Source organism: Ruegeria sp. AB6, from assembly GCF_056542685.1.
In genome coordinates this window covers 14386-30273 of sequence record NZ_JBQGAD010000004.1, presented here as the reverse complement: position 1 = coordinate 30273, position 15888 = coordinate 14386, and the positions used below count along the sequence as shown (strand labels likewise).

Annotated in this window: 14 protein-coding genes; 4 read left to right on the top strand and 10 right to left on the bottom strand. The window is 57.1% G+C overall.

From position 1 onward, the window contains the following. Window positions 1–16: 16 nt before the first annotated feature. From ACR0DB_RS10100 to ACR0DB_RS10075, 6 genes are all read right to left on the bottom strand, one after another. Window positions 17–574 (bottom strand): hypothetical protein, encoded by a 558-nt coding sequence (locus ACR0DB_RS10100; RefSeq protein ID WP_170772211.1) that lies wholly within the window; start codon window positions 572–574, stop codon window positions 17–19. Between the two features lie 20 nt (window positions 575–594). Next, entirely contained in the window at window positions 595–1632 is a 1038-nt protein-coding gene (locus tag ACR0DB_RS10095; RefSeq protein WP_480550558.1) for a zinc-dependent alcohol dehydrogenase, read from the bottom strand. After that, complete coding sequence (locus tag ACR0DB_RS10090) at window positions 1629–2570, bottom strand: ABC transporter permease (protein ID WP_170772214.1); 942 nt, start codon at window positions 2568–2570, stop codon at window positions 1629–1631. The genes ACR0DB_RS10095 and ACR0DB_RS10090 overlap by 4 nt, the downstream gene beginning before the upstream one ends. Window positions 2571–2580: 10 nt before the next feature. Further along, the gene (locus ACR0DB_RS10085) at window positions 2581–4089 is read right to left on the bottom strand and encodes a sugar ABC transporter ATP-binding protein (RefSeq protein WP_480550556.1); all 1509 of its coding nucleotides are present in this window, start codon (window positions 4087–4089) and stop codon (window positions 2581–2583) included. 10 nt (window positions 4090–4099) lie between these two features. After that, window positions 4100–5065 carry an ABC transporter permease gene (locus ACR0DB_RS10080; RefSeq protein ID WP_170772218.1) on the bottom strand — a complete coding sequence of 322 codons (966 nt, stop codon included), beginning with the start codon at window positions 5063–5065 and terminating at the stop codon, window positions 4100–4102. 89 nt (window positions 5066–5154) lie between these two features. After that, window positions 5155–6261: a sugar ABC transporter substrate-binding protein gene (locus tag ACR0DB_RS10075; RefSeq protein ID WP_170783544.1), complete on the bottom strand. Its 1107-nt coding sequence runs from the start codon at window positions 6259–6261 to the stop codon at window positions 5155–5157. Window positions 6262–6538: 277 nt separating this feature from the next. On the opposite strand from ACR0DB_RS10075, the gene ACR0DB_RS10070 reads away from it, so the two are divergent. Then, window positions 6539–7180, top strand: a complete 642-nt coding sequence (locus ACR0DB_RS10070) for a TetR/AcrR family transcriptional regulator (RefSeq protein WP_170783546.1) — start codon at window positions 6539–6541, stop codon at window positions 7178–7180. Between the two features lie 146 nt (window positions 7181–7326). Here ACR0DB_RS10070 and phnY read toward each other — a convergent pair whose 3' ends face one another. From phnY to ACR0DB_RS10055, 3 genes are read right to left on the bottom strand one after another with little or no spacing between them, the layout of a single operon-like run. Further along, window positions 7327–8769: a phosphonoacetaldehyde dehydrogenase gene (phnY, locus tag ACR0DB_RS10065; protein ID WP_480550554.1), complete on the bottom strand. Its 1443-nt coding sequence runs from the start codon at window positions 8767–8769 to the stop codon at window positions 7327–7329. 18 nt (window positions 8770–8787) lie between these two features. Then, window positions 8788–10032 (bottom strand): phosphonoacetate hydrolase, encoded by a 1245-nt coding sequence (phnA, locus tag ACR0DB_RS10060; protein WP_480550552.1) that lies wholly within the window; start codon window positions 10030–10032, stop codon window positions 8788–8790. A gap of 17 nt (window positions 10033–10049) precedes the next feature. Continuing rightward, entirely contained in the window at window positions 10050–11237 is a 1188-nt protein-coding gene (locus ACR0DB_RS10055; protein ID WP_480550550.1) for a 2-aminoethylphosphonate--pyruvate transaminase, read from the bottom strand. 118 nt (window positions 11238–11355) lie between these two features. Between ACR0DB_RS10055 and ACR0DB_RS10050 the strand changes: the two genes are divergently transcribed. Continuing rightward, window positions 11356–12234, top strand: a complete 879-nt coding sequence (locus ACR0DB_RS10050) for a LysR substrate-binding domain-containing protein (RefSeq protein ID WP_480550548.1) — start codon at window positions 11356–11358, stop codon at window positions 12232–12234. Here the strand turns inward: ACR0DB_RS10050 and ACR0DB_RS10045 are convergent. Further along, the gene (locus ACR0DB_RS10045) at window positions 12212–13750 is read right to left on the bottom strand and encodes a PAS-domain containing protein (protein WP_480550546.1); all 1539 of its coding nucleotides are present in this window, start codon (window positions 13748–13750) and stop codon (window positions 12212–12214) included. The genes ACR0DB_RS10050 and ACR0DB_RS10045 overlap by 23 nt on opposite strands. A gap of 499 nt (window positions 13751–14249) precedes the next feature. On the opposite strand from ACR0DB_RS10045, the gene ACR0DB_RS10040 reads away from it, so the two are divergent. Together ACR0DB_RS10040 and ACR0DB_RS10035 are read left to right on the top strand one after the other, a co-directional pair. After that, on the top strand, window positions 14250–14960 hold the full coding sequence (locus tag ACR0DB_RS10040) for a GntR family transcriptional regulator (RefSeq protein WP_480550544.1): 711 nt from the start codon (window positions 14250–14252) through the stop codon (window positions 14958–14960). A gap of 8 nt (window positions 14961–14968) precedes the next feature. After that, window positions 14969–15886, top strand: a complete 918-nt coding sequence (locus tag ACR0DB_RS10035) for a dihydrodipicolinate synthase family protein (RefSeq protein ID WP_170775590.1) — start codon at window positions 14969–14971, stop codon at window positions 15884–15886. Window positions 15887–15888 lie beyond the last annotated feature (2 nt).

Here is a 15888-nt window from a genome sequence, read left to right as displayed (position 1 = left end):
CCGAAATAAGCGCGCGTCAGGCCGAGGCGTCCAGCCCGTCGCGGAAATCATTCCACCCGCCATCCACAGAGGACGGCGCATCATGCCATTGGTGCAGGATATCCCCGGTTGCGGGGTCCTTGTCCGGGATAGGCAGCATCATGATCCGCTTGGCGGCGGCCTGAAACATCTCGGGCGTCAGGAAGGCTTCCTGAATGTTGTCCCAGTCGCGACCCCCGGCGTAGCCGCCGACCATCATGATATCGTCGGAATGACCCACCATCTCGTGGCTGACTCCGGCGGGCATGACGATGACATCGCCCGCCTCGATCCTGACCCGGGTCCAGCCCTCGACGGACAGGTTGAACTCCATCCAGCCAATCGCGCAGCCCAGACATTCATGCGAAGTCGAGTGGAAATGGGCGTATTCATAGACACCTGGATATTCCCAATTGTTCCCCCAGCCATTGCTGCGAAACCTGGCCTTGACCGCATCTACGCCGCCACCGGGTATTGCGCCGCGATGGATCAGCAGGGGAAACCGGCTGTTTGGGATCATGCCTTCGGGTTTGGATGTGTAAACTTCTACAGTCATGTGCGCTCCTCCCATTGCGGCTAGTCTGTTAATGCTATCTGCGTCTTGAGGTCCTGCGGACGGTCGACAAAACTGTCAAAAGCGGCCTGTATCTGATCCAGTGGATAAGATGCGCCGGTAAAGTGACAGGTTTTGATCCGCCCATAGGTCAACAGCGTCAACGCGTCGTGCATATCCTGCCCCATGCCCGCGACCGAACCCTTGATCGAGTTCTCTTGTAGAATGGTTTGAAGAATATCGACAGGTAAGGTCTCACCCGCCCCGGTGATACCGAAAGCCGCGATGTGACCGCCTTTGCGGATCAGGCGCGTCGCTTGTTGGTAAAGCGCAGGCAGTCCCACGCTTTCGATCACCACATCCGCACCGCGTCCATCTGTATGGTGCAGAACAGTGTCTTTCAGCTTTGTGGGGTCGCTGACACCCACGTCTGCACCGGCCTCCAGCGCCATTTTGACGCGCTCCTCGGACAGATCGGCCACGATGATCGGTGCCGCTCCTATTGTGCGAAGCAGTTGTACATGCAAGTTGCCGATAGGGCCCGCGCCCAGCACGACAACCGATTGACCGAAACTGATGTTCGCCTTGCGCGCGCAACGCACGACACAGGCCAGCGGTTCAGTCAGGGCAAGAACCCCGGCGCTTACATCACCGGGCGCAGGGATCACCAAGCGCGCGGGCACCGAGATATATTCGGCAAAAGCCCCATCCATCGTGATGCCCATTTGTTGCATATTGGGGCAGTTCAGGATCTCATTGCGGCGACACCAATAGCAGGTACCGCAACCGATATTCATATCGACCACCACAGGCGCGCCGATGGTCAGCCCCGTGACACCCTGGCCAAGCTCTGCAATCGTTCCGGTGAATTCGTGACCGGGAATCATGGGCAGGTTCTCGGCCGCGTAGTGCCCGTTGAATATGTGCATGTCCGTGCCACAGATCCCGACCCGAGAGATGCGGATCAAAACCTCGTCGCGACCTGGGACAGGACGGGGCACATCCTGAACTTCGAACTGGCCGGGTTTCACCAAAACGGCCGCTCTCATGGTTCCGGTCATTTCACGACCCTCAGCTTTGTGCGGTCGATGGTCAGCGCGATAGCCGTGATCAGGATCAGGCCAAACACCATCTGCTGCTGGGTGGCGTCCACCTCGAAATACAGCATCGAGGATCGAATTACCGCCACGATGAGTGTACCGATCAGCGTGTTGATCACCCCGCCTACTCCTCCGGTCAGTGGTGTGCCACCGACCAGAACCGCGACGATTGCTGGCAGCAGGAACCCGTTCGCCAGAGTGGGAGAGCCTCCGGAGAGTTTGACCGAGAACAGCAAGCCTGCAATCGCCGCAAGTCCACCGGACAGGGCAAAGGCCATGATCTTGATGCGGTTAACATTCAGCCCCGAGGCAACAGCAGCCGGTTCCCCTGCCCCGACAGCCTTGAGCGCGCGCCCAAAGGTGGTGCGCGACTGCAGGAACCACGCGCCCAGAACCAGCACTGCAGCAATGATCAATTCCGCGGGCAAACCAGCGACCGAGCCGGTCATCCAGCCAAAGGTCGAATCCCGCATCTCTGCATCCATGAACAAGGCCCGTTGACCCGACATGTATTGTGCGGCCGAAAAGGCGATGCCGCCCACTGCCAGGGTCGAGATAAAGGACGGCACAAATAGCCGAGTCGTCACAAAACCAGAGACAGCGCCCAGAACAATGCCGGCCAGAATACAGATCAACGCCGCGCCGATACCAAAAGTCGGCAGGGCAATTGTCGCCACAACCGTGGTCATATTGGCCACCGACTGTGCCGACAGGTCGATCCCGCCGATATAGATCGCGAAGGTCATCCCAAGCGCCATGATGAACAGCGGCACAATGTCGGCCATCATCGAAATCAGGTTCGCCGGGCGCAGAAAATTAGCATCCGCAGCCCCCACGACCAGCACAAGCGCCAGCAGCGTGATCCAGGGCAGATGGGGTTTGATGCGTTCAAAGCTCATGGGTCCGGCCTCAGATCATGTGGTGGACAAGGTCATAAAGCGACGGCTTGTCCCCTGGGCTGCAATCGAAACGTTTTTGGGCAACACCGTCTTTGAGAACGATTATGCTGTGGCTGAGGCCGATGGCCTCTTCCAGCGTATCTGCCACCAAGATGATGCCGACGCCGTCATCCGACATCTCACGCACCATGTCATAGACATCTTCCTTGGCGCCGATATCCAAACCGCGCGTCGGGTGATCCAGCAGGATGATGTCTGATCCCGCCGAGCGCCATTTGGCCAGCACCACCTTTTGCTGGTTGCCGCCCGACAGCCCGCCGCAATCCTTGTAGACATCGGGGGTTTTTATCGCCAAACGGTCGATCCATTGCTTGGCCAGAGATTTCTCCTCACCAATGCGAAGCACGCCGGAATTGGCATAGTTGCCCATCTGGCTGAGAGTCATGTTCTCATACACATTCATCCCGGCCACGATGCCTTCGACCTTGCGTTCGCGAGGGATGTAACCGACCCCATTGGCAACCCCGGCCTGCGCGTTAAACTTGGTAACCGTTTCCCCCTTGAGCACGACCGTTCCTGAAGACGGAGTTTCCAGACCAAAAATCGTGCGCAGGATCGCCTCACGCCCCGATCCCTCTGTACCGACAAGGCACAGAACCTCTCCTGGGCGCAGGCCGAATGAAATATCGGAGTATTTTCCGGCCACAGAGACATCGCTGAAGGCTACCAACGGTTTCGCCTCGGCCTTATAGGGCTTTTGCTTTTGTTCGCGGTAATATTCCTTGTCGACGTCGCGGCCCACCATCTTGTGCTGGATTGCATCCACATCGGCGTCATCATGGGCGACAACGTCCACAACCTCGCCGTCCTTCATCACATAGATACGGTCTGACAGGTCCAGAACCTCGTCCATGCGGTGGCTGACAAAGATGAAGGACGCCCGCTTGGTGAGTTCCCGCACGAGGCTGAACAGCAGCTCGACCTCTTCTTTAGCCAGTACGCTGGTCGGTTCATCCAGCAGGATGACCAGATCGCCGTCGATCCGCTCTTCCAGTGTCAGAACCTTGGCCAATTCGACCAGCTGACGCTGTGCAAAGGAGAGTTTCGAGGTCGTGGTCGCCGGGTCGATATCCAGCTTGACCTTGGCCAGTTGCTTGCGCGCGGCCTCGGCCATGGCTTTCCAGTTGATCACTCCATAGCTGACGAATTGCTGCTCGAACCCCAGAAAGATGTTTTCCATCACGGTCAGGTTGGTGATCAGGGATTGTTCCTGAAACACCATGCCGATGCCGTGATCCATCGCCTGACGCGGGTTCTGAAAGCGAACCTTGGTGCCATCGATGGTGATATCGCCGCCATCGGGCTGATAGGCGCCGTAGATGACCTTCATCAGCGTGGACTTGCCCGCGCCGTTTTCACCAACGAGGCCCACGATCTCACCGCGTCCGATCTTGAAATCCACGGATTTCAGCGCGTGGACGCCTGGGAATTTCTTGTCGACATTGATCAGTTCGTACATCTGCCGGCCCCTATTTCACGAAGGTTACGGATTTACGGTCGGTCGACAGTACCACCGCGGCGATCACCAGAATGCCCAAAACTCCGTCCTGCACGTAGCCGGGCAACCCGATCACAACCATGCCGTTGTTGATGACGTTGACGATCAAGACCCCGATCAGAGTGTTCCACACACCCCCGATCCCGCCCCACAGCGCGGTGCCGCCGACAACGACCGAAGTTATCGAAACAAACATGAAGTTCGACCCGGTCGCGGTTTCCGCAATCCCGATCCGACCCACAGCCAACAAGGCCCCAACCGCATAGAAAATACCGGCTAGTGCAAACCCCATGATCCGCACGCGATTGACGTTCAGGCCCGAGGCATGGGCCAGTTCCTCGCCTCCGCCGACAGCGTAGAAATTCCGACCCAGCGTGGTGCGGGACTGGATGAACCAGGCGATCAGCAGGAACAGCAGCGCGACATAGCACATGATAGGAAACCCGAACCAACGCTCGGTCAGCAGGGACCGGAACAGGTCATCCTCGACTCGGATACGGTCACCGCCCGTCAACAGCAGCGCGAACCCAGTGCCAACGAAACCCATTGCAAGTGAGGCCATGAACGACGGGATTTTCAGCAGGACATGGACCAGCCCGTTCACGAATCCTATGGCCCCACCAACCAACAGCGCCAGCGGGATCGCCAGCCACGCCCACGACGCCAACGTGCCGCCCAAGGCGATAAAGGCAAAGGCAAACACCACAGCGCAAACCGACACCGTGCCCTCCATCGACAGGTCAATCGAGCCCATGATGATGATGAAGGTCACACCGATTGCGACCATCAACGCCGGTGCGGACGAAATCCCGATCCGCGCGAAATTGCGCAGCGAAAAGAAACGGGGTTCCATCATTGTGAAAAACAGGACCAGAACCAAAAGGACAATCAGGGGCGCCCATTTGATCAGAACATCCCGTGTCAGCACATTGCTCACGTGCTTTCTCCCACTGAGTGAATTGGTGGGGGTCGCTGTCGCCGCAGACCCGCGTGAGCGGGCCGGATCACGTCCGGCCCGCCATCACTTTATTTATACTGAATCTGGCCGTTCGACGTGGACCAGAAATCCTTCCAGTCATAAGTCGGGACGCTGTCCAGATATTCAGCCTTGAACGCCTGTGCGTCTTCTGGGCGGACCATGATGGTCGGGCCGTAGAATTCGCGGTGCTCGTTGGGCTCTTCAGACGGCTTGAAGTGACCGGTTGCGGCATAATAGGCCAGCGCTGCCGTGATGCCGCCACCCCAATGCGGGTTGGTAAAGACAGTGGCCAGAATCTTGCCTTCGCCGACCAGTTCAACCGCCTGCGGGTTACCGTCATAAGATACGATGGGCATATCCTCGATACCTTCCGCACGCAGCGCTTCCAGCACGCCATAAGCAATGGTGTCGTTGGCGCAGTGCACACCTTTGATGTCGTCGCCATAGCGGGTCAGGAAAGCGCTCATGACCTGATTGGCTTTCTGAGTATCCCAGTCGGCAGGCTCGGCTGCCAGCAATTCTGCGTTGGGGTAGTCTTTCAGCGCGTTGTTCAGTCCAGCCAGACGCTCGATCGCAGGGTTGTTTGACGCGATACCGCCCAGATGAACAACCCCACCGGAACCGCCCATTGCATCCAGAAGAATTCGCGCCGTCTGTTCGGCCGGGCCTTCATCGGACCAGCTCATGTGGCTGACATAGTTATCGCCGAAGTCCCAGGGGTGCAGGTCGTCGGTCTTGTTCCACAGCGTGGATACATAAGCACCTGCCTCGACACAGCTTTCCACCACCGGACGCGCATTGGGCGCATCATTGGTGTCGATGGCCAATGCCAGTTCACCATTGGTTTTGGACAGCAACGCCTTGACGTCCGCCAAGGATTTCTCAGAAGAGCCCTCGTTGATCAGGTGAGTCAGGAAGTCCTTGGGCTTGCCCAGGCTTTCGACAAACGCCTCGCCGCCCGAAACGATCTCGTTCCAGTATGGGTTGGTGCGGTTGCGATAGGACCATGCAACTGTCGGGTCGGTAATAGCCGCACGCGCCATGCCCCCCAACATGCTGGAAATCGCAGCACCACCAACGCCATAAGCCGATGCAAGCAACAGATTACGACGCGTGATCGTCTCTTGTTCGATGTATTTTTTGATAAATGACATTACGTCCTCCCGTTTGGATCCGCAGTCAGAAGCAAAGACACGCGCGTGCCGCTCCCCCTCGGCGCAAGCTACACACCCTCTCAGGTGCGAATTTTATGCACTAACTAGTTACTTCTTTACGAGAGCATGTGTCAAGCGTTAAGAAAAGGAAACCCAGATCGCAAATTGGGCTGCGGTCGACTGCAATATTGCGCGGCTGGATGGTTTCGCTGGAACAGGATTTGAAATATTGAAGTTGCAGAGAAGCCAGTAACAAAAAGTATTGAGGACCAAGGACGTGGGCGAACCAGAAAAGAAGGGTAGAAAGCGGGATGCCCAGGCGACCAAGGCCCGAATACTAAATGCGGCCAAAAAAGAATTCGCCAAACACGGATTGGGTGGCGCGCGCGTTGACGAAATCGCCGAGCGCGCAGATGCTAACAAGCGGATGTTGTACCACTATTTCGGCAGCAAAGAGGACTTGTTCCGAACCGTTCTGGAAGAGGCCTATCTTGATATCCGCAGCGCCGAGCGCAAGCTGAACCTCGAAAGCTTGTCGCCGTCAGACGCACTGGAATCCCTGGTGCGATTTACGTGGAAATACTACCTCAAAAATCCCGAGTTCATTACTTTGGTCAACAGTGAAAACCTGCATCGCGCCCGGCATATCAAATCGCTGACCAGCTTGCAGGATTCGACCCGAGGACTTGTCGATATGGTCGAGTCGATTCTGAAGCGCGGTCAGGAAACTGGCGAATTTCGCGCGGGCATTGATGCAACCCAGCTCAACATTACGATTGCGGCTATTGGCTATTACTATCTGACCAACCGCTTTACGGGATCATTTCTGTTTCAGCGCAACATGATGGACGAGCAAGCTTTGGAAGAACGTCTGAATTTCAACGTCGAAAGCATTCTCAGGATCGTTCAGGCACCCTGAGACAGTCGATGTCGATGATCAGGCCGAACAGGAATTCAAATTGCGGTACATCCGCACGGCTGAGCGTGCCCAAACGTAGCTGACGCCCGATCGGCCAGAGTCGGGCGCCAAGGTTCTGTCGTCGGCAGACAAGAAAGCCTTTTAATTTACCCCGGCCAGGGCAAGGAATAGGTTTTGACGTTGGTGAAGAATTTCATCGCTTCGATAACGCCTTCTTTGACCCCGTTGCCGCTGTCCTTAATACCACCGAAGGGGGACATTTCGATGCGGTATCCGGGTTGTTCCCAGATGTTGCAGGTGCCGACGTTCAACCCGTTAATAAAAGCGATGGCGCGATTGAGGTCGTTGGTACAAACGCCCGAGCTGAGGCCAAATTCGGTCGAGTTCGAAATGGCCATGACCTCTTCGTCATTATCGGGCACGCGGACGATGGGAATGATCGGGCCGAAGGTTTCCTCCATCACCAGCTCGCTGTCATGGGGCACCTTGTCCACCACGATGGGCGGCAGCAGCGCACCTTGGCGACCAGGGTGATAGAGGATTTCTGCGCCCTCGTTCTCGGCCTGATGGACGCGATTCTCGAACAGTTCAGCAGCCTTGTCATGAATGACACAACCAAGTTCGGTATCCGGGTCCTGCGGGTCGCCAAACTTGATCTTCTTTGCCTTCTCCAGCACCAGCGGCACGAACTTATCCGCCACGCTGTCCTGCACCAGAATGCGCTTAATCGCGGTGCAGCGCTGGCCTGAATTCCCGGTGGCTCCAGCCACGGCGATAGTTGCTGCCTTATCCAGATCGGCGTCCGAGAGGTCATTCAGAACGATCAGCGGGTCATTGCCTCCCAGTTCCAGCGCCTGTCGTTTGTATACTGCTTTGGACGCAATCAACTTGCCGACCGGTACGCCGCCCGTGAAGGTTATGATGTCGATGTGGTCATTGGTGATCATCTCATCACCAATATCCTGCGGCCAGCCAGTGACCACCTGGAACATTTCGGGCGGCAGACCGGCGTCATAGAGGATATCAGCCAGCGTCAGGCACGTTAGAGGCGTCAATTCGGTCGGCTTGCACACCATGCAATTGTTGGTGGCGATTGAGGGCGCAATCTTGTGGCTGACCATGTTCAGCGGGTGATTGAAGGGCGTGATCGCGCTAATCGCATTCACGGGCTCGCGCGTTGTAAAGATCTTGCGGTCCTTGCCGTTGTGGGTCAGGTCGCAGGAAAAAATCTCACCGTCATCCTTCAGTGCCTCGGCGGCGGCGAATTGATAAACGTCCTGCGCGCGCTTGGTCTCATAAATCGCGTGCTGGTGGCAGATGCCAAGCTCCAGCACCAACCACTTGGCCAGGTATTCGCGGCGCTCTCCGATCAGCTCTCCGGCACGCTGCAGGATTTGGCTCCGCTCATAGCGGGTGAGTTTCGGTTTAAAGGCAGCAGCAATCTCGAACGCCTTGCGGGCATGTTCGGCCTTACCTGCGGGGACGTGCCCAACCACCTCGTTGGTGTAAGGGTACAGAACTGGCACCGTCTCGTCGGTAAAGACTATCTCGCCGCCGATACGCATCCCTTCATTTCTGATCTCGGTCATGGGCTGATCTTTCATAACTTATTGTGCCGCCGCTGTAGTGGCGTAGAAAAACGCATCAAAGTTGCGCAGATCGGGCGCGTTGCCCAGATCAACGACCCGGTTGACGATGAAGGGTACCTCTTGCTCGGTCAAGCCGCCATGGCTGCGCAGCGGCTCTTTCAGCGCGGCAAGATCGTGACGGTCGGCCGAGGTTCCAATCGTCATATTCTCGCCTGAGATCATCACGATGTCACCAATCCGGTCGGCGGGCAGCTCAAAGCGTTTGATTGCCTCTTCCTTATCCACCACCAGGATCAACTCGTCCCTTGCGTCCAGCTTGGCCATGATCTCCGCGCGATCCGCGCCCTCGGGCAGATAAGCGGTAGCAAACGCGCCAAGCGCGCCGTGATGGACCACATATGGGTCAGTAATCGGCAGGATCACGCGGGCCTGACCTTCGCCCAGCCATTCATCCATCAGATCCTGCGCGTAGATCACATTGGGCTCACCCGCAGCGTTGTGCTTGGGCTTCATGCCGTGGTCCGCGGTGACGACAATGGCCGCGCCCATCTCATCCAGCTGCGCTAGGTATTTGTCGAACATGGCGAAGAAATCCAGTGCGCCCTGCTGTTCGGGGGCGAACTTGTGCTGGATGTAGTCCGTGGTCGACAGATACATGATGTCGGGCTTGAACTCTTTCAGCAGCTTGACGCCTGCGGCAAAGACGAATTCGGACAGATCCGCCGAGTATACCTCGGGCACCGGCATGCCCAGCCATGCACTGGCATTGTCGATGCCATGCTCGGCCTTGGTAGTCTCGCCCGAACGTTCCGAAGAAAAAGCCACCGCGCGGTCTTCGTCGAATTTCAGGCCCGCGCCCAGCAGCGCGCGCAGCTTGTCCTTGGCCGTGACCATGGCAACACGATAGCCTGCATCATAGAATTGCGAAAAGATGGTCGGCGCGCGCAGAAAGCGCACGTCGTTCATCATCACCTCTTCGCCGCTGTCAGGGTCGATCAGGTAGTTGCCGCAGATACCATGGACAATCGGCGGACGACCGGTGGCAATGGACAGGTTGTTGGGGTTGGTAAAGCTGGGGATCACCGAGTGGGCCAGTCGGTCAGTGCCAGTCTCGCGAATACGTTTAAGTGTCGGCATCAGGCCCTTGGCAATGGCCACTTCCAGATATTCCGGCTCGCACCCGTCCAGGCAGATGGCGATGGCGGGGACTTTGGGGGACGGGTAGACGCGCTCATTCGCGGTCACGGGAGTTTGAATGGTCATAGGCGTGTCCTTGTCTCTTATGCGGCCAGTTTGGCGCGTTCTTTCAGAGCCTGCGCCGGAGGTGTCGCGCTGGCGACCCCCATTTGGGTCAGACTGTCTTTGGCGGCGGCCACAACCTGCCGCATCACATGTTCATCCATCTGTCCGATGCAGCCGACGCGGAAACTGTCCACTAGAGTCAGCTTGCCAGGATAGATGATAAAGCCCTTGCCCTTCATCAACTCATAGAAGCGGTCAAAAACGAACTTCTCGTCCGCAGGGCAAAAGAAAGTCACGATGATCGGGCTCAACCAACGGTTCTGCAACAGCGTCTCAAACCCCAATGCGCGCATACCCGCAACCATCGCATCGCGGTTGCGGCTATAGCGAGCGCCGCGCGCGGCAACACCACCTTCGGCTTCATGGGCTTTCAGCGCTTCCAAAAAAGCAGCAACCACATGGGTGGGCGGGGTAAATCGCCACTGGCCGGTCTTTTCCATATGCGCCCATTGCGCATGCACATCCAGCGATAGTGAGTGGCTGTTGCCTTTGGCCGCCTCAAGCTCCTCCTTGCGGGCGATGACAAAGCCAAAACCCGGCACGCCTTCGATGCATTTATTGGCCGATGACACGACAGCTTCATACCTGATGTCCGAGGGCTTCAGCTCAATTGCGCCAAAAGCAGACATCGAGTCGATCAACAACTTGCGCCCCGCTGCGTAGACAGCTTCGGAGATTTCTTCGACCGGGTTCAAAATGCCGGAACTTGTTTCGCAGTGGATAGCAATCACGTGGGTTATCGCGGGGTCATGCGCCAGAATCTCGGCCACTTCCGCGCCGCGCGGCGGCAGGTAGTCGCCCTTGTCCAGCACCACATGTTCGCGCCCCAGATAAGCAAGCGTCTGCGCCGAACGCTGCCCATAAGCCCCATTCGCCAGCACCAGCGCTTTGCCTTCTTTCGGAATGAACGAGGCCAGCATCGCCTCGACCGCGAATGTGCCGCTGCCTTGCATGGGAACGCAGTCAAACGCATCCGCACCTTCGCCCAGCAGCGCCAGCAACCGACGACGCATTTCACGCGTCATGGCTCGGAAATCTTCATCCCAGCTTCCCCAATCCCGCAACATCGCCTGTTTCACCGCGTATGAAGTGGTCAGCGGGCCGGGTGTCAGAAGATAGGGTTCGCCCATTTGCGGCTTCGGGATCGCTGTGTCGTGTCCGGTCATATCAAGATCCTGCACCAGGTTTTCACACCTGATTTGCAACGAGGTTTGCCATATGTAAAATTGCTATTATCAATCTATCAATAAATCTGGCCTATATATCGAGCTGCAGTAGTTCCTCATGCGTTACAGTCAACTTCGTGCCTTTCATCATGTGGCCTTGCACGGCGGGTTTTCTCGCGCGGCAGAAGCGCTGTTTCTAACTCAGCCTGCTGTCTCGGAACAGGTCCGACGGTTGGAACAGGACCATGACCTGCTTTTGTTTCAGCGTGAACGCAAGCAGGTGGTCTTGACCACCGCCGGAGAGCGTCTGTTCCGGTTCACAAAGCAATATTTTGAGACCGAGGCGCAGATCGAAGATTTCCTGTCGGAATCTCGCGCAGCCATTGATGGAGAGTTGCGCATAATCGCCGACTCCGCGCATCACCTGACTGACTATCTGGGGCAGTTTCGGGCCGCGTACCCCAACATCACGATCACCGTCTGCAGTGGGAATACGAACGACGTTTTAGACGAATTGCGAGCCTATAATGCGGAAATCGGCATTGTTGGCAGCCCCTCCCCCGGAAAAGACATGACCTTGCTGGACCTTGGTTCAGCCCGGATCGTCGGATTTGCCGCACGCGAACGTGTCTCGGATGATCTGCTGTCTCTGTCGATGTCCGAATTGCAGAACCATCCTTTGGTCTTTCGCGAAAAAGGGTCCAAAACCCGTCAGAAACTAGAGGATGAAGCCCGGCGCGCCGGAATCACACTAAATCCCGCCATTGTCGCTGAAGGGCGCGAAGCCGTGCGCGAATTGGTCGCCTCGGGGGCAGGGATCGGGTTCGTTTCCCAGGCCGAATTTGGCCGGGATGATCGCATCCGGCAGATCCCGCTAGAAGGGGTTGATCTGCAAATGGGAGAAAGCATGATTCATCTGACGCAGCGGGCAGATGTCCGTGTGATCCGCGCCTTCATGGAGTTTGTTGCACGCATCAGAAATGAAACTTCTGTGTGAATGAATGGCCGGGTTTTGCTACCCGACCACCGTAGGAGGTCAGGTGCGATGAACCCATGATGTGCCGGCCGTTGGCGAACTTCACATGCGCCCGTTTGCCGTGCTGGGACATCTCGGACATCATCCACTGCATGTATTCCTCGCCCGACATGCCGCCCATGTCGTAGTGCCCCATGGCGATCAGGGCGGCGAAGTTTTCAACGACACTGTCTCCGACCTCGGGGATCATGTGCTCAGCCCCTTCGAAATTCATCTTTTTCCAGGCGTCATTGCCAAAGACGTAATTCATGTCCCCGTCGCACAGCACCATGCCTTCATCCAGCGCCTGAAAAGCGTCCAGCTGCATATCCCGCGCTTCCTTCAGCGAGGTCGTGTCTGTCATCACCAAAATGGTCTCGCCCCGTGTGGTCGAGGCACGTTCGGCCAGGATGTGGCGCCCGTCCCTGAATTTCATCTCAACAGGGATGAACTGTTCGCTATGGGCGCGCATGATCGAGCGTTGGGCGCTTAGCGGGAAGCCGTCGCAAGGAACGTCGTTCAGGGCCTCGAGCTTGTCATACAATTGGGCGATGCGATCCGCCCGCGATAGCGATTTCAATTCGTCGCCCGAAATACCGTAGAAACGGCTGAACGCGTCGTTGCAATGGGTCAGGCGATGGTCTGCATCTTCGACCGCGACGCCCACGGGCAGGTTTTCGATGACGTCTTCCAGAAGGTTTTCCACCCGCGCCTGATCGGTGCGATCGCGGTAAACCAGCAGGTACCCGCCCTGATCGGTCTTGTGCCACGAGGCCAACAGTTCACGCCCGTCAGACAGCCGGATTTCGCGGTATTTGGCCCCGTTTCGCACGTTTTCAACCGCCAGCCGCGCACGGTCGTCTGGGTCGACGCCGTCCTCCAGAACCCAGAATCCATCCAGCGCGAGACGGAGCCAGATCGCCTCAAACGACTGGCCTGGTTCGAAACGGTTGCCATCTCTTTGAAAGAACTCAGACGCGCGGGTGTTGAAGACCTCAAGATTCATGTCGCTGTCGAACAACATGATCCCGTCATCCAAAGCGTCCACCGCTTCACGCAACATGTTCCGCGCGCGTTCGGCGGCCTCCATCGTATCGCGGGGTGTCACCTCGGTCGTCGAGACCAGATATCCGCCAATTTGGGCGCGTTTGGCTGAAGCCTGAAATTGTCGCCCGTCCCGCAATTTCCATGCCATACCCTGCTCGCAAGATGTAATGGCTCTTCGCAGATCGGCCTTGAGCCCTAATTCTTCCAAACCATCCGGGGTTTGGAAATGATCCAGAGACCAGTTCTCGAATGGTATCTTGTCCACTTTCCCGCTAAACCGAGATGCAGTTTCACCACCGAACGCGATATCCGCAAAGCTCTCGTTAACCAGAACAAAATTCAGATCTTCATCCAACAGCGCCATACCGCAGGCGACGCCGGAAAACGCATCTTCCAGCAAGGCAATGGCCGCATCGGCGTCAAGTTCGGAGCGTAGGGCAAAATCTTCCAAAACCACCGTCCTTTGCGAGCGTTCGACTGGCGAACAGGTTAAAGAACCATGACAGTTTTTCCATTTGATGTCGCTATTTGTATCAATTGTATCCATGCATGAACCCAAACCGACGGCGTTGAATTAGACAGAATTCAAACCTGTAAGATCGCCCCGCATTGAGCAGACAATCCAAGATCGAATTCGGATGTCATGATTGTTCTGTTTCTATGTCTCAGGGGGATGTCGGGTCATGTCTCAATTGTATGTCCGGACTTTACCGTCTCGAACGGCCAGTGTTGCACCCCGCAGGGTGCGCATCGCGCGCCACGCCTGCCCCATGGCCTCGCCGACCAATCACAGGGCCTACACCTGGACCTTCGAGCAAAAATCATGTGCGGATGATAAAATATTTTTATTGTATACAACTTGCATTTTAAGGTATCTGGCCGAAAGACAACCCCTATTGTGGCGAATCTGATTTCACAGATCGCAGGGGCGCGCGATGAGAGGACCTGAGATGAAAGATGCATCCCGGCGCAAGAAAACCCAGCTCTATGAGCATTTGAAAACAGCGGTGATGACGCTTGCACTGACGCCAGGGGAAGATTTGGACGAAGCCACGTTGTCAGAAGAGTTCGACTTGTCCCGCACGCCCTTGCGTGAAGTGTTCCGACTGTTAGCGGGCGAAGGGTATCTGGAGCTTCGCGAAAACCGCGGTGCGCGGGTAACCGGGATGTCATACACGACCCTGCGTGATTTCTTTCTGGCAGCGCCGATGATTTACGGGGCAATTCTGCGCCTTGCGGCAAAGAATGCCACAACTGCTCAACTTGCCGATCTGAAAGCCGCACAGGAAGACTTCAAGGCGGCATTGCGCTCGGGTTCGGGTGCGGACCGGGCAATGGCCAACAACCTGTTCCACGAGATTACCGGCACCATGGCAGATAACACCTATCTGTTGCCGTCCTTCAAGCGACTGCTGATTGACCACGCCAGAATTGGCATGACCTTTTATCAGCCGCAGGACCAACACATGGCCGAAAACCTATCAGTCGCCAGCAGTCAGCACGATGCCATCATCGCCGCCATCGAGGCGGGCGATGAGGCGGCTGCCGCGCAGCTGGCCATCGACCATTGGAACCTGTCCCGCGACCAGATCGAGCTGTTCGTCACGCCCGCAGGGCTTGATGTACCGCTTGGATCTTTTGCGCGCAAAACCCCTGCATGAGGATGTAAATGACACCCCTGTTCAAATTTGAAGGGATCTACACGCCCGTCGTGACCCCATATCACGAGGATGGCAGCGTCAACTGGGACGCGCTGTCGGATGTGATCGAGTATCTCATCGAAAACGGTGTGCAAGGCCTGATCTCGGGCGGGTCCACCGGCGAGAACTATGCGCAGCCGGTGGCCGAGCGCCTGGAGCTGGCGAAGTTCACCCATGAACGATTGAATGGCCGCCTGCCGCTGGTCGTCGGCACCGGTGCGATGATGACGCCGGATTCCATTGCGCTGGCGACAGGCGCGCGTGAGATTGGCGCAGATGCGATCCTGCTGGCCAGCCCGGCCTATTCGGTGCCCACCGACCGGGAAAACGCGCTGAACGCGCTGACCATCGACAAGGCGGCTGATCTGCCGGTGATGCTGTACAATTATCCGCACCGAACTGGCACCATGATGGGCGAAGAGTTTCTGGATCGCGTGGGTCGCAGCCGCAACTTCTGCGGCATCAAGGAAAGCTCGGGCGATATCAACCGGGTACACCTGCTGGCGCGTGACTATCCGCATATCCAGCTGGGCTGCGGCATGGACGATCAGGCGCTGGAATTCTTTGCCTGGGGCGCGCCGTTCTGGGTCTGTGGTGGGTCGAACTTCCTGCCAGCGGAACATGTGGCGCTGTACAATGCCTGCGTGGTCGAGGGAAACTTTGACAAAGGCCGCCGCATCATGTCGGCCATGCTGCCGCTGATGCATGTGCTGGAACAGGGTGGCAAGTTCATCCAGACCATCAAGCATGGCGTCACCATGAACGGCATCGACGCGGGCATCATGCGCCCGCCGCTGAAGGGTCTGAACAAGGATGACAAACGCGCGCTGGAACAGGTCACGCGCGTGTTGAAACGCAAAATCGCTGATATTGTGGCGGAGGGATAAAG